Here is a 21,302-nt window from a genome sequence, read left to right on the forward strand (position 1 = left end):
CGCTGTTCCGGGTAGTTGCGCGATCCGGCGTCCTGCCAGGCGCTTTTGGGCGGTGTCAGCCGCCACCCAGCGGCGCGGGATGCGGGTGCATGACCGCGCGCTGACGTTCTTCCTCCAGAAACTTCATGATGATCGGCGCCACAGCCTCGGCCCGGGTAATCAGGAACAGATGGCCGTCGTCGATGATGTGCAACTGGGCGTTGGGGATGCGCCAGGCCAGCATGCGCATGTTGATCAACGGGATCAGTGGATCGTCGTCGCCGGCCAGCACCAGGGTCGGCTGGTGGATCTTGTGCAGCCAGTGGATGCTGGTCCAGCCCAGGCCGGCGAACAATTGCCAGTAATAACCCAGCTTGCCGGCCGAACGCACCTTGGCCGCATGGCTGGCCGCCAGGCTGGGGTCGCGGCGGAACGAGCCGCCGTAGATCAGTGGGGCGATACGCATAACGTGGGACGGTTGCACGTAGCGCCGGGGGCTGGCCATCATCCACAGCACTTTCGGTTTGCCCGGCACCATCACTGCGCCAGCGGCGGTGGCCGCCAGCACCAGCTTTTTGCAGCGCTCAGGGTAGTCATGGGCAAATTGCTGGGCCAGGGCGCCGCCCCAGGACACGCCGATCACGTTGACCTGTCCGTAATCGAGGTAATCGAGCATCCGCGCGGTGAGTTTTGCCAGGCCGGGAAAGCGATACGGCCGGCTGGGCGTCGACGAGCCGCCGACGCCGGGAACGTCAAAGGCGATGACTTCCAGGTCCGGGTCCAGGGCCTGGATGAACGGGAACACCAGCTCAAGGTTGGCGCCGATGCCGTTGAAAATCAGCAGGGGCGTCAAATGAGGCTTGCCGGGGCGTACCGCGGTGCGCAAGGTCTGGCCATCCAGATCGACGGTACGGAAGATGTACGGTTGCGGCATGCTTCAAGCCCTGTGGGTTGGGTCGCTGTCTTTCATTTTTCCCCCGATCCCTGTGGGAGCGAGCCTGCTCGCGATAAGGCCGCTGCATTCAACATCACTGTTGCCTGACGCACCGCTATCGCGAGCGGGCTCGCTCCCACATTGGATCTACTGTTAACGCAAGTTTGCGTTCACCAGCGGCGTGGGCCTTGCATTAATGTCGGCTGTTGACATGCTTTCGTGAGTAACCTCACGGCTGCAACAGACGAGTTGCACCAGTTACCGCTCATGCACATACGTGCCCGGCGCCGCTTCTCCCGCCGGATAAGTCTTGTTGCCCAGCACCGTGGGTGCCTTTTTCAGTTTGCCCGAGCGTTCTGCCTGCCACACCTGCCAATGCAGCCACCAGGAATCGGTGTGCTTGGTGGAGTTCTCCTGCCAGTCCTCGGCCTTGGCCGGCATGTCCTCGCTGGTCATGTAGCGCGACTTGGGGTTACCCGGTGGGTTGAGGATGCTTTGGATGTGACCGCTGCTCGACAGCACGAATTCCACCTTGCCGCCAAACAGCTGCGCGGATTTGTAGCAGGACTTCCAAGGGGTGATGTGGTCGTTGGTGCCGGCCAGGGAGAAGATGTCGGCGGTGACCTGCTTGAGGTCGATCGGTGTGCCGCACACTTCCAGTGCATTGGGCCGGATCAGCGGGTTGTTCTTGAACATCTCGATGAGGTCGCCATGGAATGCCGCCGGCAGCCGGGTGGTGTCGTTGTTCCAGAACAGAATGTCGAACACCGGCGGCTCGTTGCCCAGCAGATAGTTGTTGACCCAGTAGTTCCAGATCAGATCGTTGGGACGCATCCAGGCGAAGACCTTGGCCATGTCGCGACCTTCAAGCACGCCGGCTTGATAGGAGTGACGCTTGGCCGCCTCCAGGGTCTGCTCGTCGACGAACAGCGCCACGTCGGTGTCCAGGGTGGTGTCGAGTACGCTCACCAGCAGGGTCAGGGCGTTGACCTTCTTCTCGCCCAGGGCGGCGTAATGCCCCAGCAGCGCGGTGCAAGTGATGCCGCCCGAGCAGGCTCCGAGCATGTTCACATCCTTGCTGCCGGTGATGGCCGTGACCACGTCCACCGCTTCCTTGAGCGCCTCGATGTAGGTCGACAGGCCCCACTCGCGCTGCTCCTTGGTGGGGTTGCGCCAGCTGACAATGAACGTCTGCACATTGCTGCGCAGGCAGAAGCGCGCCAGGCTCTTGTCCGGGCTCAGGTCGAAGACGTAGAACTTGTTGATCTGCGGCGGCACCACCAGCAGTGGGCGCTCGTGGACCTGTTCGGTGATGGGTCGGTACTGGATCAACTCCAGCACGTCGTTGCGAAACACCACGGCGCCTTCCGTCACGCCCAGGCTCTTGCCGACTTCGAATGCGCCCATGTCGACCTGGCTCGGCATCCCGCCGTTGTGCACCAGGTCCTTGGCCAGGTGCGAAAGGCCGTCCAGCAGGCTCTTGCCGCCGGTTTCGAAAAAGCGTTTGACCGCCGCCGGGTTGGCTGCCGAATTGGTCGGGGCCATGGCCTCGGTCATCAGGTTGATCACGAAGTGCCCGCGGCTGATGTCCTGGGGCGAAAGGTTGCTCTCGTCGATCCAGGCGTGCAGCTCCTTGCGCCACGCCAGGTAGGTTTGCAGATAGCGTTTGTAGAGCGGGTTCTGGCTCCAGGCCGGGTCGTTGAAGCGACGGTCATCGCCCGCAGGTTGCAGCTCGGATCTGCCGAACAGGACGTTCTTGAGTTCGACGCCGAAATGGGCGACGTGCTTGACGCTGTGCAGCGGTTGTTTGATGGCCTGGGTCAGCACCATTCGGGCAGAGGCCAGCAGATCTTTTCTGCGCAAGCCGACGACAGGATTCAACCCCAGGGTATTTTCCGAGGCTTGGTACTTCAGGTCATCGTTGTTCTTGTTGCTCATCTACGACGCTCCATTGTCCTTCAGACGAGTACCTGGGCCATGCCAGAAAGCCCATAGCCAATGCCAGGTACGCTGCTCGGGTGACCGTTAATTCCGCATCGAGGCAATGAGGAAACATGTGCAAGGAATTCGCCGATTCCTTTGCAGGGAACTTGCCAGCTCCATTGGTTACCCGAGTTTAATTTTTTTCGCAAGCAGGCCAGTCATTGACGTTGCCGCGGGGGCATTCAAGCAGATGAGTCTAGAAAATTCGCCCTAAAGCGCCAGCCCTTGAGTTAGAGCATCAGCTTGACGACCGACTCGTTCGGGTCGCGGGTTTTTCCGGCCGTCTTGAGTTCGGCAAGATAATCGTTCCACAGGTCCTCCTGGCGTACCGCCAACTGGTACAGGTAGTCCCAGGTGAACAGTCCGCTGTCGTGACCGTCGTCGAAGGTCAATTTCAGTGCGTACTGGCCGGCCGGTTCGACCTTGGTCAGGCCGACGCCGATTTTTCCGTATTGCAGGATCGGTTTGCCGTGGCCCTGGACCTCGGCGGAAGGCGAGTGCACCCGCAGGAATTCGGCGGGCAGGTGATACTCCTCGTCCGGCGCGTATTTGAGCGTCAGGGTCTTGGAGGCTTTGTGCAGGTTGATGGCGCTGGGGAGTTTGGTCATGGCCTCTGATCCGTTTCTGAAGGGAGCCTTGATCTGCAAAAACGACAAAGGTCCATGTGGGAGCGAGCTTGCTCGCGATAGCGGTTTGACAGTCAACGCATTGGTTGAATGATACGCCGCCATCGCGAGCAAGCTCGCTCCCACAGGTCCGAGGAAACCTGTCGGTGACTTACAGGATATACCGCGACAGGTCTTCGTTCTCTGCCAATTCACCCAGGTGGCTGTTGACGTACTCGGCATCGATGAGGATCGGCGCTTCGTTATGGGCGCTGGCCAGGTCGCCGGCACTGAACGAGACTTCCTCGAGCAGGCGTTCGAGCAGGGTGTGCAGGCGCCGGGCACCGATGTTCTCGGTCTTCTCGTTGACCTGCCAGGCGATCTGCGCCAGGCGCTTGATGCCTTCCGGCGCGAACTCGATGTTCAGGCCTTCGGTCTTGAGCAGGGCGCAATACTGTTCGGTCAGGGACGCGTGGGGTTCGCTCAGGATGCGTTCGAAGTCTTCCGGCGTCAGGGCCTTGAGCTCGACGCGGATCGGCAGGCGACCTTGCAGCTCGGGCACCAGGTCGCTGGGCTTGCTCAGGTGGAACGCACCGGAGGCGATGAACAGGATGTGGTCGGTCTTGACCATGCCCAGCTTGGTGTTGACCGTGCAGCCTTCGATCAGTGGCAGCAGGTCGCGTTGCACGCCTTCGCGGGACACGTCGGCGCCGCCGACATTGCCGCGCTTGGCGACCTTGTCGATTTCGTCGATGAACACAATGCCGTGCTGCTCGACGGCCTCCAGGGCCTTGGCCTTCAACTCTTCTTCGTTGACCAGGCGGCTGGCTTCTTCATCGCGAACCAGTTTCAGCGCTTCCTTGACCTTGAGCTTGCGGTTCTTGCGCTTGCCCTTGCCCATGTTGGCGAACAGGCTTTGCAATTGATTGGTCATTTCCTCCATGCCGGGCGGCGCGGAGATGTCGACGCCGGCCATTTCGGCCACTTCGATCTCGATTTCCTTGTCGTCGAGCTGGCCTTCGCGCAGGCGCTTGCGGAACAGCTGGCGGGTGTTGGAGTCCTGGGTCGCAGCGGATTCGGCGTTGAAGCCCATGCGCGCTGGCGGCAGCAGCGCGTCGAGGATGCGCTCTTCGGCGGCATCTTCGGCGCGGTGACGGACCTTGGTGATTTCCTGTTCGCGCAGCAACTTGATGGCGGCATCGGCCAGGTCGCGGATGATCGACTCGACGTCGCGACCGACATAACCGACTTCGGTGAACTTGGTGGCTTCGACCTTGATGAACGGCGCGTTGGCCAGTTTGGCCAGGCGACGGGCGATTTCGGTTTTACCGACACCGGTCGGGCCGATCATCAGGATGTTCTTGGGGGTCACTTCGACGCGCAGCTCTTCAGGCAGCTGCATCCGACGCCAGCGGTTACGCAGGGCGATGGCGACGGCGCGCTTGGCATCGTCCTGGCCGATGATGTGGCGGTTGAGTTCGTGGACGATTTCGCGGGGAGTCATGGACATAGTATTTGGCGGTCCTCAAGCAGGAATGAGCCGTGGCACAGGGCCAGGCTTATTCCGCGAGATCCTGCTCCTCAATGGTCTGGGTGTGGTTGGTGAAGACGCAGATGTCGCCGGCGATGCCCAAGGCAGTCTCGACGATTTCGCGGGCCGACAGATCGGTCTTTTTCAACAGGGCGCTGGCTGCGGCCTGGGCGTAGGCGCCGCCGGAACCCATGGCGATCAGGCCATCCTCGGGTTCAACGACGTCACCGTTACCGGTAATGATCAGCGAGGCGTCCTTGTTAGCGACCGCGAGCATGGCTTCGAGGCGGCTCAGGGAGCGGTCGGTACGCCATTCCTTGGCCAGTTCCACGGCGGCACGCACCAGGTGGCCCTGATGTTTCTCAAGCTGGCCTTCGAAACGCTCGAACAGGGTGAAAGCATCGGCGGTGGCCCCGGCGAAGCCGGCGATGACCTGGCCGTGGTACAGGCGGCGGACTTTCTTCGCATTGCCTTTCATCACGGTGTTGCCTAGTGAAACCTGGCCGTCGCCGCCCATGACGACTTTGCCATGACGGCGGACTGAAACGATGGTGGTCAAGGGAAGAGTCTCCACGCAGCGGGGCGAAAATGCCCGGATGGAACTCATATGGGGGTGGCGTGGGTTTTTTCAACTGTGGGGTGGGAGAGGGGACGAGTGGCTTGTTTTGCTTTGAGGGCTGATCACGGCCCCTGTGGCGAGGGGATTTATCCCCGCTGGGGCGCGCAGCGCCCCTAAGATCTGCGACGCGGTATGGCAGGTCTATCGCATCAAGCCTTTAGGGGCTGCTGCGCAGCCCAGCGGGGATAAATCCCCTCGCCACAGGGCTGCGTTCACCTGCTTCAGCGGCTCTGGCGCTGTTGTAACAACAGGTTGCTGAAACCGCTGCCGGCCAATTGTTTTTGGGCTTTTGTCAGTTCTTCGCGGTTGCTGAACGGACCGACCAGCACCCGATACCAGGTTTCTTCCTTCACCGTGCCGGACTCCACCGCCACGGACTGGCCCAGCAGAATGATCTGCGCGCGTACCTTGTCGGCGTCGGCTTCCTTGCGGAACGAGCCGGCCTGCAGGAAGAACTTGGTCACCGGAGCGGCTTTCTGCACTGGCGGAGCCGGCGGCGGCGTGATGCCGGCCAGGGCTGCCTGAGCGCGAGCGGTGTCGATCTTCGCCGCTTCGGCCGGAGTTACCGGCGTGGTGGGCACCTGTGGCGTCGGCAGGGTTTTCTCCGGCACGGCATCGGGCGGCACGATGACTTCCGATTCCGGCAGCAGGGTGTAGAAGTCGTACTTGGGCTTGACCGGTTGCGTCGGGCTCGGCGGGGTCTTGTTGGCCTCGGCGATGCGCGTGGCTTTCTGTTGCTCTTGGCGCACGCGCTTGACGTCATCGCCCTGGCCCGGCTCCAGTTTCATCAGAAACACAATGAAAGCGCCGACGGTCAGGCCGATAGCCATCCACAACCAGCCGGGAATCGGCTGTTTGGCTGGGGGCTGGTAACGACTGGCGCCGCGTTTGGGTGCAGGTTTTTTCTTGGCGGCCAACTTACATGCGCTCCAGCGTTTCCAGGCCCAGCAGTTCCAGGCCTTGCTTGAGGGTGCGCCCGGTCAGTGCGGCGAGGCGCAGGCGACTCTGCATTTGCTCTGGCGTTTCGGCGTTGAGGATCGGGCAGTTCTCGTAGAAGCTGGAGAACAGACCGGCCACATCGTACAGGTACGCGCACAGGGTGTGTGGGGTGCCTTTGTCTGCGACGTTGTTCAGCACTTCACCGAACTGCGCCAGTTTCGCCGCCAGCTCCTGTTCGTGAGGGGCTTGAAGCACAATCCGGCCGTCGACCTCATCGAAGTTCTTGCCGAGCTTGCGGAACACACCGGCCACGCGGGTGTAGGCGTACAGCAGGTAGGGCGCGGTGTTGCCTTCGAAGTTGAGCATCAGGTCGAAGTTGAAGCTGTAGTCGCTGGTGCGGTGCTTGGACAGGTCGGCGTATTTCACCGCGTCGATGCCCACGACCTTGGCGATCTGGCGCAGTTCGTCTTCGGCCAGGTCCGGGTTCTTGCCCTTGACCAGGGTGTAGGCGCGATCCTGGGCTTCGCTCAGCAGGTCGATGAGCTTGACCGTGCCACCGTCGCGGGTCTTGAACGGACGGCCGTCGGCGCCGTTCATGGTGCCGAAGCCCATGTGTTCCATCTCCATCGGACGGGTCACGAAACCGGCCTGGCGTGCGACTTCGAACACTTGCTGGAAGTGCAGGGCCTGGCGCTGGTCGACGAAATACAGCACTCGATCGGCCTTGAGCACGTTGTTGCGGTAGCGCACGGCCGCCAGGTCGGTGGTGGCGTAGAGGTAGCCGCCGTCAGCCTTGACGATGATCACCGGCAGCGGCTCACCGTCAGCGGTCTTGAACTGCTCGAGGAATACGCACTGGGCGCCGTTGCTTTCCACCAGCATGCCCTTGGCCTTGAGGTCGTTGACCACGTTGATCAGGTCATCGTTGTAGGCGCTTTCGCCCATCACGTCGGCCATGGTCAATTTGACGTTCAGCAGCTCGTAGATTTTCTGGCAGTGGGACAGGGAGATGTCCTTGAACTTGCTCCACAGCGCCAGGCACTCGGCATCGCCGGCCTGCAGCTTGACCACCAGGCCACGGGCGCGGTCAGCAAATTCGGGCGACTCGTCGAAGCGTTGCTTGGCGGCGCGGTAGAAGTTCTCCAGGTCCGACAGCTCATCGCTGGTGATCGGGTTTTCCTGCAGGTAGGCCATCAGCATGCCGAACTGGGTGCCCCAGTCGCCGACGTGGTTCTGGCGGATCACCGTGTCGCCGAGAAACTCCAGTACCCGGGCCACGCCGTCACCAATGATGGTCGAGCGCAGATGGCCGACATGCATTTCCTTGGCGAGGTTGGGGGCCGAAAGGTCGACCACGGTGCGTTGCAGCGGACCGGCCTTGCGCACGCCGATGCGTTCGTCGGCCAGGGCCGCGTCCAGGCGTGAGGCCAGGGCCTGGGTGTTCTGGAAGAAATTGATGAAGCCTGGGCCGGCAATGTCAGCCTTGCTGACGTTTTCGTCAGCCGGCAGCGCGGCGATGATCTTTTCGGCCAGGTCCCGCGGTTTCATGCCGGCCGGTTTGGCGAGCATCATCGCGATATTGCTGGCGAAGTCGCCGTGGGTCTTGTCACGGGTGTTTTCGACCTGAATCGCCGGCGACAGGCCTTCTGGCAGCACACCTTCAGCGACGAGTTGGGCGATGGCTTGCTGGATGAGCTGGCGAATGGTGTCTTTCATGGTCTTCTCTTTCAACCGCAGGCGCGGCGGCGCTTCGATGCGCTGGTGGAAAAACTGGGCATTATCCGTGGCGAAGGCAAGCTTGCCAACTGTAGCGGGTCGGGTGGGGATGTGTGGTGGCTATTCGGGCCTCATCGCGAGCAGGCTCCTCCCACAGGAAATTGCATTCCAATGTGGGAGCGAGCCTGCTCGCGATGAGGATGCCTGGGTCAATACAAATCCACCGGATCCACATCCAGCGACCAGCGCACCGCCCGCCCGCTGGGCATCTGCTCCAGCGCCAGCAGCCAGGTACTTAATAGCCGATGCAAAGGGGCCCGGGCATTGGCCTGCAGTAGAAGTTGAGCCCTGTAACGCCCGGCCCGTCGTTCCATCGGAGCCGGTACCGGGCCCAATAGTTCGATGCCGGTGAGGTTCTGTTGCCCCAGCAAGCGTTCGGCCTCGCCGCAGGCTTCGTCAAGGAACGCTTCGGCCTGCCCGGGCTTATGGGCTTCGGCCCGCAACAACGCCAGGTGAGCAAACGGCGGCAGGCCAGCGCCGCGACGTTCGCTCAAGGCCTGCTCGGCGAAGGCGAAGTAGCCTTGTTCGGTCAGTTGTATCAGCAGCGGATGGTCGGCCAGGTGCGTCTGGATAATTACCTTGCCCGGCTCCTCGGCCCGTCCGGCCCGGCCTGCGACCTGAACGATCAACTGCGCCATGCGCTCGCTGGCACGGAAGTCACCGGAGAACAGTCCGCCGTCGGCATCAAGGATCGACACCAGCGTGACCCGAGGAAAGTGATGCCCCTTGGCGAGCATCTGGGTGCCCACCAGGATGCACGGCTGGCCTTTCTGAATCGTGGCGAACAACTGATTCATGGCGTCCTTGCGCGAAGTGCTGTCGCGATCGACCCGCAGTACCGGGTAATCGGGAAACAGGATGCCCAGCCGTTCTTCAGCGCGTTCGGTGCCGGCCCCCACCGGGCGCAGGTCCACTTTGCCGCACTGCGGGCAGTGCCTCGGCACTCGTTCGGCGTGGCCGCAATGATGGCAGCGCAGCTCGCCGTGGCGTTGGTGCACGGTCATGCGTGCGTCGCAGCGTTCGCAGCCCGACATCCAGCCGCAGTCATGGCACAGCAGGGTCGGGGCGAAACCCCGGCGGTTGAGGAACACCAAGACCTGTTGCCCGGCGGCCAGGGTCTGGCCGATGGCTTGTTGCATCGGCCCGGAAATGCCGCTGTCCAGCGGACGACTCTTTACATCCAGGCGCAGAAACCGTGGCTGCTTGGCGCCGCCGGCCCGTTCGTTCAGGCGCAGGAGCCCGTAACGTCCGGTGTAGGCATTGTGCAGGCTTTCCAGGGACGGCGTGGCTGAACCGAGAACAATGGGAATGTTTTCCTGGCGCGCCCGCACCAGGGCCAGATCGCGGGCGTGGTAGCGCAGGCCTTCCTGCTGCTTATAAGAGCCGTCATGTTCTTCGTCGATGATGATCAGGCCGGGGTTTTTCATCGGTGTGAACAGGGCCGAGCGGGTGCCGATGATGATGTCGGCCTCACCGTCCCGGGCGGCGAGCCAGGCTTCCAGGCGTTCTCGGTCGTTGACCGCCGAATGCACCAGGGCGATCCGCGCGTTGAACCGTTGTTCGAAGCGCGCCAGGGTCTGTGGCCCAAGGTTGATTTCCGGAATCAGCACCAGGGCCTGCTTGCCGGCTTCCAGGGTCTGGCGGATCAGTTGCAGATAGACCTCGGTCTTGCCGCTGCCGGTGACGCCGGCCAGCAAAAAGGCGTGATAGCTGTCGAAACCGGCGCGAATCGCCTCGCAGGCGGCCCGCTGTTCAGCATTGAGCGGCAGTTCCGGCTGGGCCAGCCAATGCTCATGGCGAACACCCGGAGCGTGCCGGCGGATGTCTACCTGGACCAGGTCCTTGGCCAGCAGCAGGTCGAGGCTGTCCTTGCTGAGCATCAGTTTGCTCAATAGCTGATGGGCCACGCCGTGGGGATGCTGGGCCAGGGTCGCCAGGGCCTCACGCTGACGCGGGGCGCGGGCGATGCGCGGGTCGTCCAGCGAGGCGCCCGGTGTTACCGACCAGAACCGCTCCTGGCGTGCCTCGGCCGGTTCGCCCTGGCGCAACAATACCGGCAGCGCCCAGCTCAGGGTGTCGCCGAGGCTGTGTTGATAGTACTGGGAGGTCCACAGGCACAGCTTGAACAGCGAGGCGGGCAGCGGCGGCGTCGCATCGAGCAAGGCCAGGGCCGGCTTCAGTTTGTCGGCCGGGACTTCGCTGTGGTCGGCGACCTCGACCAGAATCCCGATCATCTCCCGTCGGCCGAACGGCACCCGCAGGCGCATGCCCGGATGCAACTGCTCACGCAGGACCCCGGCCGGGGCCCGGTAGTCGAACAGGCGGCGCAGAGGCGAAGGCAGGGCGAGGCGCAGGATGGCGTCGGGCACGCGGGAGGGTCTCGATATACAGACAAATTCAGAAGGCTTGGCACAACCCTTGTGGGAGCGAGCCTGCTCGCGATGGCGGAGTGTCAATCAATACCCATGCGGCTGATCCACCGCCATCGCGAGCAGGCTCGCTCCCACAGAAGAGCTTGCGCATGAGGCGGGGAGCCTAGCAGACGGTTGGTACAAGTCATAGCTTGCGTGATTGATGTTGTCTGGTAGAATCCGCGGCCTAATTACGTGCGGTATTCAACAATAGTGTTGGGTGGCGGCACGCTAGCCTGAGGAAAACCCCATGAAAACCGATATCCATCCGGAATACCCAGAAATTGCCGTGACCTGCAGCTGCGGCAATAAGTTCGAAACTCGTTCGACCTACGGCAAAGCCCTGTCGATCGACGTTTGCAACGAATGCCACCCGTTCTACACCGGTAAGCAAAAGACTCTGGATACCGGCGGCCGCGTTCAGAAGTTCGCCGATCGTTTCGGTGCTTTTGGCGCTACCAAAAAAGCCTGAGGCTAATCATTTTGGATGGTCGTTTCGGCTGCTCCAGACTGATGAAGAAGGCGTCCCTTGCGGGCGCCTTTTTTGTGTCCGCGATTTGGCTGAGCAGCGCGCAGGCCTTCTGCCCGGCGCCACCTGGCCTGGCCCATGTGACGGTCCAGAAGGTGGTGGACGGCGATACCCTGCGCCTGGCTGATGGCCGCAGCGTGCGCATGATCGGTCTCAATAGTCCTGAACTGGGGCGTCGAGGGCGTTCCGATGAGCCGTTCGCCGTCGCTGCACGCCGGCGCCTTGAGGCATTGGTGGGCGCCAGTGCGGGGCGCGTGGGGCTGCTGCCCGGCAAGGAAGGCAAGGATCGCTACGGTCGCACGCTGGCCCATGTCTACAGCGCCGACGGTCAGAATCTGGAAGCGCAGTTGCTCGCCGAGGGCTTGGGATTTCACGTGGTGGTCGCGCCGAATGTCGATCTGGCGCATTGTCAGCGCGCTGCCGAACGCCAGGCGCGGGAAGCGGGCGTCGGGGTGTGGAAGCGTTCGCCTGTGCTTGAGGCGCACAATATCAAGGCACCAGGCTTTGCCGTGCTCACTGGCCGCGTGATCGACGTCTCGCGCAATCGCGGCGGTATTTGGCTCCAGTTGGAGGGGCCGGTTGTATTGCGCGTTGCCCCCAATCTGGTGAGTCGCTTCGATATGGCGTCGCTCGAGCGACTCAAAGGCAAGCGGATCGAAGCGCGTGGCTGGGTGGTCGACCGTTCGCGTCGCGGCGGGCTTGAGCCGGGGCAGGCGCGCTGGTTACTGCCGTTGACCGATTCAGGGATGTTGAGTCGCGCGTCTCGATAAAAAATTGTAGACATTTATGCTTCGGATTGTATGCATGTAGGCCTTGTGTTCTGCGGCTCTTGGCCCAAAGTCGTAGGGGGGCGCGCTTGACAGGGGTGACTGGTCAGTCTTGTAGGGACTTTGCGAGGCGCGTATCCTCGGCGGTCCGTCTGTCCAACACAGTAAAAAGCGGAATGCCCACATGTCTGATCTGAAAACTGCCGCTCTCGAATATCACGCTAATCCTCGTCCAGGGAAGCTGAGTGTCGAGCTCACCAAGGCCACCGCTACTGCCCGCGATCTGTCGCTGGCCTACAGCCCCGGCGTAGCCGAACCAGTACGCGAAATCGCTCGCGACCCTGAGCTGGCCTACAAATACACCGGCAAGGGCAACCTGGTGGCAGTCATTTCCGACGGCACCGCGATTCTCGGCCTGGGTAACCTCGGCCCATTGGCCTCCAAGCCGGTCATGGAAGGCAAGGGCGTTTTGTTCAAGCGTTTCGCCGGTATTGACGTGTTCGACATCGAAGTCGACTCCGAAAGCCCGCAAGCCTTCATCGACACCGTCAAGCGTATCTCCATTACCTTCGGTGGCATCAACCTGGAAGACATCAAGGCGCCTGAGTGCTTTGAGATCGAACGTGCCCTGATCGAGCAGTGCGACATTCCAGTGTTCCACGATGACCAGCACGGCACCGCGATCGTGACCGCGGCCGGCATGATCAATGCCCTGGAAATCGCTGGCAAAACCCTGCCACAAGCCAAGATCGTCTGCCTGGGTGCCGGCGCTGCGGCCATCTCCTGCATGAAGTTGCTGGTGAGCATGGGCGCCAAGATCGAAAACATCTTCATGGTTGACCGTACCGGCGTGATCCATTCCGGCCGTGACGACCTGAACCAGTACAAGGCCGTGTTTGCCCACGCCACTGACAAGCGCTCCCTGGCCGACGCGCTGGACGGTGCCGACGTATTCGTTGGCCTGTCGGGTCCGAACCTGCTGAGCCCGGAAAACCTGCTGCGCATGGCGCCGAACCCGATCGTGTTCGCCTGCTCGAACCCGGACCCGGAAATCTCCCCGGAACTGGCTCACGCTACCCGCAGCGACGTGATCATGGCCACCGGCCGTTCGGACTACCCGAACCAGGTCAACAACGTACTGGGCTTCCCGTTCATTTTCCGTGGTGCCCTGGACGTTCGCGCCAAGCGCATCAACGAAGAAATGAAAGTCGCGGCCGCCAACGCCCTACGCGAACTGGCCAAGCTGCCAGTGCCTCAGGAAGTGTGCGATGCCTACGGCGGCATCAAGCTGGAATTTGGTCGTGAGTACATCATTCCCAAGCCAATGGATGCACGCCTGATCACCCTGATCTCCGACGCCGTGGCCAAGGCCGCGATCGAGACCGGCGTGGCTACCCTGCCGTATCCGAAGAACTACCCGCTCAAGAGCGTGGATGACGTGTTCAACGGTTAAGCCGTTGTAGCGTTCAATAAAAAGCCCCGGCTCTCTTTGAGTCGGGGCTTTTTTGTACCTGCCGATTTTGTGTGACCACCGCAAATCCTGTGGGAGCCGAGCTTGCTCGCGATTGCAGTCTGGTATTCAGCATGGATGCAAGCTGACCTGCCGCCATCGCGAGCAAGCTCGGCTCCTACAGGGGAGTGTGTAATTTGAGGGCCTGAAAAAAGCCCCGCGCTTCTTTCGAAGGCGGGGCTTTTTGCAAGAGGCCCGATCAGAACAAATCGATCGGCGCCGCCTCATCCGCCGGTAGCGGGCTGCCTGGCGCTACGCCGTTGCCCAGCTCGTTGACTGACGGTGGGGTGTCTTCGCTCTTGAACAGCTCGAAGTACGCTCCCGGAGTGCCTGGGGTGGCTGCTCGGCCGCTGACCGGGTCAACCCGCAGGCTGAGGATGCCTTCGGGTTCCGGTTGGGTGTGTGGCGGTTTGTCCTTGAGGGCAGCGCCCATGTAACTCATCCAGATCGGCAGCGCCACGGTGCCGCCGTATTCGCGCCGACCGAGGCTTTCAGGCTGGTCGAACCCGGTCCAGACGGTGGTGACGTAATCGCCGTTGTAGCCCGAGAACCAGGCGTCCTTGGATTCGTTCGTGGTGCCGGTCTTGCCGGCCAGGTCGGTACGGCCCAGGGCCAGGGCGCGGCGGCCGGTGCCGAGCTTGATCACGTCCTGCAGCATGCTGTTGAGAATGTAGGTGGTGCGGCCATCGATGATGCGCTCGGCGATGACCGGCGCTTGCGGCACGGCTGGCGCTGTCGTGGCTTCACCTGGTGTTGCCTCTACCGTGAACGTCTCGCTGGCCGGTGCGGCGACGCCGTCGCTGGCCTGTTCGCCTGAAGGCACCCGTGGTGGGTTGGCGAGGAACAACGTGTCGCCGTTGCGGCTTTCGATCTTGTCGATGAGGTACGGGGTGACTTTGTATCCGCCATTGGCGAACGTGCTCCAGCCCGTGGCGATTTCCATCGGGGTCAGGGTTGCGGTGCCCAGGGCCAGGGACAGGTTGCGCGGCAAGTCCTGCTTGTTGAAGCCGAACTTGCTGATGTAGTCGATGGTACGGTCCACACCCAGCGCCTGCAGCAAACGGATCGATACCAGGTTACGCGACTTGTACAGCGCTTCGCGCATGCGGATCGGACCCAGGAAGGTATTGGTGTCGTTCTTCGGGCGCCAGACCTTGTCCAGGTATTCGTCGACAAACACGATCGGTGCGTCGTTCACCAGGCTGGCGGCGGTGTAGCCGTTATCCAGGGCGGCGCTGTACACGAACGGTTTGAAGCTTGAACCCGGCTGGCGCTTGGCCTGCATCGCGCGATTGTAATTGCTCTGCTCGAAGGCGAAGCCACCGACCAGCGACCGGATGGCGCCGTCCTGCGGGTCAAGCGACACCAGGGCGCCTTGGGCGGCCGGGATCTGGCTGAACTTGAGGGTGTTGTCCGGCTGGCGCTGTACCCGGATCAGATCACCCACCTGGGCGACGTCCGACGGTTGTCGGGGGTTGGCGCCCATGCTGTTGGTGTTGAGGAATGGGCGGGCCCATTTCATGGTCTCCCAGCTCACGTGCTCTTCCAGCTCGCCATTGCGGGTCAGCACCATGATGCCGTCCTTGTCCACCTGGGTGACGATCGCCGGTTCCAGGCTGCTGATGGTGCGCTGCTTGGTCAATTCCTCGGCCCAGGCTTCTTTGGTCTTGCCTGGCAGGCGCGATTCAGGCCCGCGGTAGCCGTGGCGCTGATCGTAGGTGATCAGACCCTCGTGCAGCGCGGTGTTGGCCATCTCCTGCAGATTGCTCGGCACCGTGGTGACCACGCGGAAACCCTCGGTGTAGGCGTCGCTGCCATAACGCCCAACCATCTCGGCACGGGCCATTTCGGCGATGTACGGCGCGTTCACCTCGGGGGTCGGCACGTGGTAGCTGGCGTTCAGAGGCTCATTGATCGCTGCGGTGTATTCGGCCTCGCTGATCTTGCCCAGCTTGTACATGCGCCCCAGGATCCAGTCGCGACGTTCCTTGCTGCGCGCCGGGTTGGCCAGTGGATTGAAGCGCGACGGTGCCTTGGGCAGGCCGGCGATCATCGCCATTTGCGCCAGGCTCACATCACGAATCGACTTGCCGTAATACACCTGCGCCGCCGCCTCGATACCGTAGGCGCGGTTGCCCAGGTAGATCTTGTTGACGTACAGCTCCAGGATCTCGTCCTTGGTCAGCTGTCGCTCGATTTGCAGGGCCAGGAGGATCTCGGTGGTCTTGCGCGAGAAGCTGCGCTCACTGGTCAGGAAGAAGTTTTTCGCCACCTGCATGGTGATGGTGCTGCCACCGGACTGGATATGGCCGCTTTTGATCAGCTGGCTAGCCGCCCGCATCAGGCTGCCCGGATCGACGCCGTAGTGATTGGCGAAGTTGTCGTCTTCAGCACTTAGTAACGCATTGATGAAATTGGGGGGAATGTCGGCGAAACGGATCGGCGTGCGGCGCATTTCGCCAAACTCTGCGATCAACTTGTCGTCGCTGCTGTACACCCGCAATGGAATCTGCAACTGAATACTTCTCAGCGCCTCCACGGACGGCAATCCCGGACTAAGGTAAAGAAACGCACCGCTCAGACCCAGGAGCAGTCCGCAGAAAACGGCGAGGATGGACCATCCGAAAAATTTCAGCAGACGAATCAAGGCTTTTGGATATCCAGGCAAAGAATGAAAAGGCGCCAGGTGCAGGGAAGGACCCGTGCTTGCAACAAAGCGAAAAAAAACGCTGGGCATTATAAGCATTTTTTTTCGTCGGTAACGCCACCCGGACGTCCGTCGGGCCGGAGTGATTGAACGCAACGCATATTAGAGAGTCCGTAACTCACGGATAGTCATAGGGAATTGGTAGTGCTACGACTCTTCAATAAAAAAGCCCATACGCTTTTGGGGATAGACATCAGTTCCACGTCGGTGAAGCTGCTCGAGTTGAGCCGCCAGGGTGACCGCTACCGTGTCGAGTCTTACGCGGTCGAGCCGTTGCCGGCCAACGCCGTGGTCGAAAAGAACATCGCCGAGCTCGAGGGCGTGGGCCAGGCATTGTCACGGGTGCTCGCCAAGGCCAGAACACCCTTGCGTAACGTGGCGGTGGCTGTAGCGGGGTCGGCGGTGATCACCAAGACCATCGAGATGGACGCCGGACTTTCCGACGACGACATGGAAAACCAGCTCAAGATCGAAGCCGATCAATACATTCCTTATCCGCTGGACGAGGTGGCCATCGACTTCGAAGTCCTGGGCGTTTCACCGCGCAGCGCCGAGCGGGTCGAGGTGCTGTTGGCCGCCTGTCGCAAGGAAAACGTCGAAGTTCGCGAGGCTGCGCTGGCGCTCGCCGGGCTCACGGCCAAGGTGGTCGATGTGGAGGCCTACGCGCTGGAGCGCGCCTTCGGGCTGCTTGCCACGCAACTGGCCGCGTCCCAGGAGCGGCTGACGGTGGCGGTGATCGACATCGGCGCCACCATGACCACCCTGAGCGTGCTGCATAACGGGCGCATCATCTATACCCGCGAACAATTGTTCGGCGGTCGCCAGCTCACCGAGGAAATCCAGCGCCGCTACGGCCTGTCACCCGAGCAGGCCGGGCAGGCAAAGAAGCAGGGTGGCCTGCCGGACGATTACCTCGGTGAGGTCCTGCAACCTTTTCGCGAGGCCCTGGTGCAACAGGTATCGAGGTCCTTGCAGTTTTTCTTCGCCTCGGGCCAGTACAGTGCGGTGGACCACATCCTCTTGGCTGGAGGCACCGCCTCGGTCGCGGGCCTGGACCGGCTGATCGAACAGCGCCTGGGCACGCCGACCCAGGTGGCCAACCCGTTTTCCAACATGGCCCTGGGCAGCAAGGTCAACGCCGGTGCCCTGGCCAGTGACGCACCGGCCTTGATGATTGCCTGCGGGCTGGCCCTCAGGAGCTTCGACTGATGGCGCGGATCAACCTTCTTCCCTGGCGAGAGGAGCTGCGTGAGGGAGGAGCGTCGCAAACGCTTTTTGCTGGCATTGGTGGGCGCATTGGTCGGTGCGGTGGGCCTGACGCTGATTGCGGTCCGCTACCTGGACAGTGCCATTGACCACCAGATGGCTCGCAACAGTCATATCAGCGAGCAGATAGCCGTGCTGGACGAGCGCATCAAGCAGATCAGCGAACTCAAGGCCCGCCGCCAGCAACTGCTGGAGCGCATGCGCATCATTCAGGACTTGCAGGGTAACCGGCCGGTGAGCGGGCGCATCTTCGATCAACTGGCGCGCACCCTGCCTGACGGGGTGTATTTCACCGAAGTGAAGATGGAAGACAAGACCCTCTCCATCAAGGGCGCGGCGGAATCGAACAACCGGGTCTCGGACCTGATGCGTAACCTGGACTCATCGGACCTGTTCGATGCGCCCAGCCTGACGGAAGTCAAGGCCACCACGGCCGGTCAGCTCGATCAGGCCAACGTCTTCCAGCTGACGGTTCGCCAGACCCGTCCGGCCATTGTCGAGGACGCCCAATGAAGCCGGGAGAGTGGTTCGAAGCGCTGCGCAAGATCGACATCAGTGAGCTGGATACCAACAACATTGGCTCCTGGCCGATGCCGGTCAAATGGTTGAGCGGCATCCTGCTGGTCATCCTGGTGCTGGGGTTGGGCTACAACTTTGCCTTGAGTGACCTGGAGAACCAACTGCAGCAAGTGCGCGGAGAAGAAAACACCCTCAAGGCACAGTTTGCGGGCAAAGCTCACATGGCCGCGAACCTGGAGCGCTACACCGAACAGATGAAGCAGATGGAAGCCTCCTTCGGCGTGCTGTTGCGGCAATTGCCCAGTGACACCGAAGTGCCAGGCCTGCTGGAGGACATCACCCGTACCGGTCTGGGCAGTGGTCTGGAGTTCGAGGAGATCAAGCTGTTACCGGAGGTCACCCAGCCGTTTTACATCGAACTGCCGATCCAGATTACGGTGACCGGCGACTATCATGACCTGGCAACCTTCGTCAGCGGCGTTGCCGGACTGCCACGGATCGTCACGCTGCACGATTTCGACATCGCCCCGATGGAGCCCGACGCAGGAGCGAAACTGCGCATGAGCATCCAGGCCAAGACCTACCGGTACAACGAGCAGGAGGTGCAGCCATGAAGCCGGCTTGGCGCATTATCCTGCTGGCGGGGCTGGTCGTGCTGACGGGCTGCAACAACGATAACGGCTTCGGCGACCTGGACGCCTACATGAACGAAGTGCGGCTGCGCCCGCCCGGCAAGATCGAGCCAACGCCGACGTTCAGGCCTTACGAAACCTTCACTTACAGCGCCGCCGACCTGCGCAGCCCGTTTTCACGGCAGGTCAGGGTGGATCAGGCCGGCCGCCAGAAGGGTGCACGCAACGTCCGGCCCGACCCGACTCGGGTCAAGCAATACCTGGAAGGCTTCAACATCGAGCAGTTTGAAATGGTCGGGACGATTTCCAACGTCAGCGGCTCCTTCGCGCTCCTGCGCGGCGCGGGCGGGGTGCACCGGCTCAAGGTCGGTGACTATCTGGGACGCAACGACGGGCGGATCGTCGGCATTAGCGCCACCCAGGTCGAGGTGGTCGAAATCGTTCCTGATGGCGAGGGCGCCTGGCTGGAACGGCCACGGACCATTCCTCTGAAAGAGCACTCAATAGTGGAACTCGAACAATGAACAGGTTTTTTTCAGCCCTCGGTATTTCGCTATGGATAGCGCTGTTGTCGCCGATGGTTCATGCGGTCAATCTGAAAACGCTGGATGTCGCGGCGCTGCCGGGGGACCGCATCGAGTTGAAACTCACCTTCGACGGGCCGCCCCCTGCGCCTCGGGGCTACACGACCGAGCAGCCGGCCCGGATCGCTCTGGATCTGCCGGGGGTGACCAGCCAGTTGGCCCACAAGAGACATGATCTTGGTGCTGGCAATGCGCGAAGCGCCACGGTGGTCGAGGCGGCTGATCGTACCCGTCTGATCATTGGCCTTACCCAGCTTGCGCCCTATACCGCGCGGGTGGAGGGCAACAGCCTGCTCGTGGTGGTCGGCAAGGGAGCGGTTGCCAGCGCTACTGCCCAGGCGCCACGCCCGGCGGCTCCCAGCGCGGTGCCCACCAGAGCCAGTGCGCCGGTGGGCAAGGCGATCCGAGGGGTAGATTTCCAGCGCGGCACCCAGGGCGAAGGCAACGTGGTGATCGATCTGTCGGACCCCTCGATCGCCCCGGACATCCAGGAGCGTGAAGGCAAGATCATCCTCAACTTCGCCAAGACCCGGTTACCCGAACCGCTGCGCGTGCGCCTGGACGTCAAGGACTTCGCCACCCCGGTGCAGTTCGTCAATGCCAGTGCCGGCGCCGACCGGGCCACCATCAGCATCGAACCCAGCGGTACTTTCGATTACTCCACCTACCAGACGGACAACAAACTGACCGTCAGTGTCCGACCCATGACAGTCGAGGATCTGCAAAAACGCGATGCCAGTCGCGAGGCCTACAGCGGTGAAAAGCTGTCCCTCAACTTTCAGGACATCGAGGTGCGCTCGGTCCTGCAACTGATTGCCGATTTCACCAACCTCAACCTGGTGGCCAGTGACACGGTGCAGGGCGGCATTACCCTGCGCCTGCAAAATGTGCCTTGGGACCAGGCGCTGGACCTGGTGCTCAAGACCAAAGGGCTGGACAAGCGCAAGGTCGGCAATGTGCTGCTGGTCGCTCCCGCCGACGAAATCGCGGCCCGTGAGCGCCAGGAACTCGAATCCCAGAAGCAGATTGCCGACCTGGCGCCGCTACGGCGTGAGCTGTTGCAGGTCAACTATGCGAAGGCTGCGGACATCGCCAAGCTGTTCCAGTCGGTGACCAGCGCCGAAGCCAAGGCCGATGAGCGCGGTACGATCACGGTCGATGAGCGAACCAACAACATCATTGCCTACCAGACCCAGGACCGGCTCGACGAACTGCGCCGGATCGTGGCGCAGCTGGATATCCCGGTGCGCCAGGTGATGATCGAGGCGCGGATTGTCGAGGCCAACGTTGACTACGACAAGAGCCTGGGCGTGCGCTGGGGTGGATCGATCCAGAACAAAGGCAACTGGAACACTTCAGGGGTCACCACCGGCGACTCCACCACCATCGGCACGCCTGGCAGCACCAGCACCAACCAGCCGTTTGTCGATCTGGGCGCGTCGGGCAATACCTCCGGCATCGGCATCGCCTTCATCACCGACAATGTACTGCTGGACCTGGAATTGACGGCCATGGAGAAAACCGGCAACGGGGAAATCGTCTCTCAGCCCAAGGTGGTGACGTCCGACAAAGAGACGGCAAAAATCCTCAAGGGCACGGAGATTCCCTATCAGGAAGCCAGTTCCAGTGGTGCCACCTCGGTGTCGTTCAAGGAGGCCTCGCTGTCTCTGGAGGTGACCCCGCAGATCACCCCGGACAACCGCATCATCATGGAGGTCAAGGTCACCAAGGATGAGCCGGATTACCTGAACAAGGTGAATGATGTGCCGCCAATCAAGAAAAACGAAGTCAACGCCAAGGTGCTGGTCAATGACGGCGAGACCATTGTGATTGGCGGGGTTTTCTCAAATACTCAGAGCAAGGTCGTAGATAAGGTGCCATTTCTTGGCGATGTGCCGTATCTTGGCCGCCTTTTCCGGCGTGATGTGGTTTCGGAGCAAAAATCCGAGCTGCTGGTGTTCCTCACTCCGCGTATCATGAATAACCAGGCGATTGCTGTGAGTCGTTGATT

The 21,302-nt window shown here is 61.8% G+C and carries 16 protein-coding genes and 1 pseudogene; 8 read left to right on the forward strand and 9 right to left on the reverse strand.

Annotated elements, in window-relative coordinates; translation table 11 throughout:
* Nucleotides 1-55: 55 nt before the first annotated feature.
* From phaZ to PSH91_RS02150, 8 genes are all read right to left on the reverse strand, one after another.
* A complete protein-coding gene (gene phaZ / locus PSH91_RS02115; RefSeq protein ID WP_047225979.1) occupies nucleotides 56-913 on the reverse strand; it encodes a poly(3-hydroxyalkanoate) depolymerase in 858 nt (285 codons plus the stop codon).
* A gap of 258 nt (nucleotides 914-1,171) precedes the next feature.
* A complete protein-coding gene (phaC, locus tag PSH91_RS02120) occupies nucleotides 1,172-2,851 on the reverse strand; it encodes a class II poly(R)-hydroxyalkanoic acid synthase (RefSeq protein WP_188252165.1) in 1,680 nt (559 codons plus the stop codon).
* Between the two features lie 275 nt (nucleotides 2,852-3,126).
* Complete coding sequence (locus tag PSH91_RS02125; RefSeq protein WP_076383002.1) at nucleotides 3,127-3,504, reverse strand: gamma-butyrobetaine hydroxylase-like domain-containing protein; 378 nt, start codon at nucleotides 3,502-3,504, stop codon at nucleotides 3,127-3,129.
* Between the two features lie 169 nt (nucleotides 3,505-3,673).
* Nucleotides 3,674-5,011, reverse strand: coding sequence for an ATP-dependent protease ATPase subunit HslU (hslU, locus tag PSH91_RS02130; protein WP_047225976.1), 1,338 nt, complete (start codon nucleotides 5,009-5,011; stop codon nucleotides 3,674-3,676).
* Between the two features lie 49 nt (nucleotides 5,012-5,060).
* Nucleotides 5,061-5,591 (reverse strand): ATP-dependent protease subunit HslV, encoded by a 531-nt coding sequence (gene hslV, locus PSH91_RS02135; RefSeq protein ID WP_003186641.1) that lies wholly within the window; start codon nucleotides 5,589-5,591, stop codon nucleotides 5,061-5,063.
* A gap of 281 nt (nucleotides 5,592-5,872) precedes the next feature.
* A complete protein-coding gene (locus PSH91_RS02140) occupies nucleotides 5,873-6,568 on the reverse strand; it encodes an SPOR domain-containing protein (protein ID WP_047225975.1) in 696 nt (231 codons plus the stop codon).
* 1 nt (nucleotide 6,569) lies between these two features.
* Nucleotides 6,570-8,306, reverse strand: coding sequence for an arginine--tRNA ligase (gene argS, locus PSH91_RS02145; RefSeq protein WP_160893804.1), 1,737 nt, complete (start codon nucleotides 8,304-8,306; stop codon nucleotides 6,570-6,572).
* 209 nt (nucleotides 8,307-8,515) lie between these two features.
* Complete coding sequence (locus PSH91_RS02150) at nucleotides 8,516-10,735, reverse strand: primosomal protein N' (RefSeq protein WP_305467155.1); 2,220 nt, start codon at nucleotides 10,733-10,735, stop codon at nucleotides 8,516-8,518.
* Nucleotides 10,736-11,027: 292 nt separating this feature from the next.
* Between PSH91_RS02150 and rpmE the strand changes: the two genes are divergently transcribed.
* The 3 genes from rpmE to PSH91_RS02165 all read left to right on the forward strand — a co-directional run bounded on the left by rpmE (nucleotide 11,028) and on the right by PSH91_RS02165 (nucleotide 13,526).
* A complete protein-coding gene (rpmE, locus tag PSH91_RS02155; protein ID WP_047225972.1) occupies nucleotides 11,028-11,249 on the forward strand; it encodes a 50S ribosomal protein L31 in 222 nt (73 codons plus the stop codon).
* A 41-nt stretch (nucleotides 11,250-11,290) separates the two neighbouring features.
* Nucleotides 11,291-12,076, forward strand: coding sequence for a thermonuclease family protein (locus tag PSH91_RS02160; protein WP_305467157.1), 786 nt, complete (start codon nucleotides 11,291-11,293; stop codon nucleotides 12,074-12,076).
* Nucleotides 12,077-12,257: 181 nt separating this feature from the next.
* Nucleotides 12,258-13,526 (forward strand): malic enzyme-like NAD(P)-binding protein, encoded by a 1,269-nt coding sequence (locus PSH91_RS02165; RefSeq protein ID WP_047225970.1) that lies wholly within the window; start codon nucleotides 12,258-12,260, stop codon nucleotides 13,524-13,526.
* 256 nt (nucleotides 13,527-13,782) lie between these two features.
* On the opposite strand, the gene PSH91_RS02170 is transcribed toward PSH91_RS02165, so the two are convergent.
* Nucleotides 13,783-16,227 carry a penicillin-binding protein 1A gene (locus PSH91_RS02170; RefSeq protein WP_173407570.1) on the reverse strand — a complete coding sequence of 815 codons (2,445 nt, stop codon included), beginning with the start codon at nucleotides 16,225-16,227 and terminating at the stop codon, nucleotides 13,783-13,785.
* A 207-nt stretch (nucleotides 16,228-16,434) separates the two neighbouring features.
* On the opposite strand from PSH91_RS02170, the gene PSH91_RS02175 reads away from it, so the two are divergent.
* The 5 genes and pseudogenes from PSH91_RS02175 (at nucleotide 16,435) to pilQ (ending at nucleotide 21,300) form a co-directional block, all read left to right on the forward strand.
* The gene (locus PSH91_RS02175; protein ID WP_047225968.1) at nucleotides 16,435-17,499 is read left to right on the forward strand and encodes a pilus assembly protein PilM; all 1,065 of its coding nucleotides are present in this window, start codon (nucleotides 16,435-16,437) and stop codon (nucleotides 17,497-17,499) included.
* Nucleotides 17,499-18,069 (forward strand): annotated as a pseudogene (locus PSH91_RS02180) (PilN domain-containing protein). The gene PSH91_RS02175 and the pseudogene PSH91_RS02180 overlap by 1 nt, the downstream one beginning before the upstream one ends.
* On the forward strand, nucleotides 18,066-18,689 hold the full coding sequence (gene pilO / locus PSH91_RS02185) for a type 4a pilus biogenesis protein PilO (RefSeq protein ID WP_047225966.1): 624 nt from the start codon (nucleotides 18,066-18,068) through the stop codon (nucleotides 18,687-18,689). Before PSH91_RS02180 ends, pilO begins: the two are co-directional and overlap by 4 nt.
* Complete coding sequence (locus PSH91_RS02190; protein WP_047225965.1) at nucleotides 18,686-19,231, forward strand: pilus assembly protein PilP; 546 nt, start codon at nucleotides 18,686-18,688, stop codon at nucleotides 19,229-19,231. Before pilO ends, PSH91_RS02190 begins: the two co-directional genes overlap by 4 nt.
* Nucleotides 19,228-21,300: a type IV pilus secretin PilQ gene (pilQ, locus tag PSH91_RS02195; RefSeq protein ID WP_047225964.1), complete on the forward strand. Its 2,073-nt coding sequence runs from the start codon at nucleotides 19,228-19,230 to the stop codon at nucleotides 21,298-21,300. Before PSH91_RS02190 ends, pilQ begins: the two co-directional genes overlap by 4 nt.
* The last annotated feature ends 2 nt before the right edge of the window (nucleotides 21,301-21,302 follow it).

This window comes from Pseudomonas sp. FP1154 (genome assembly GCF_030687245.1).
GTDB lineage: Bacteria > Pseudomonadota > Gammaproteobacteria > Pseudomonadales > Pseudomonadaceae > Aquipseudomonas > Aquipseudomonas rhizophila.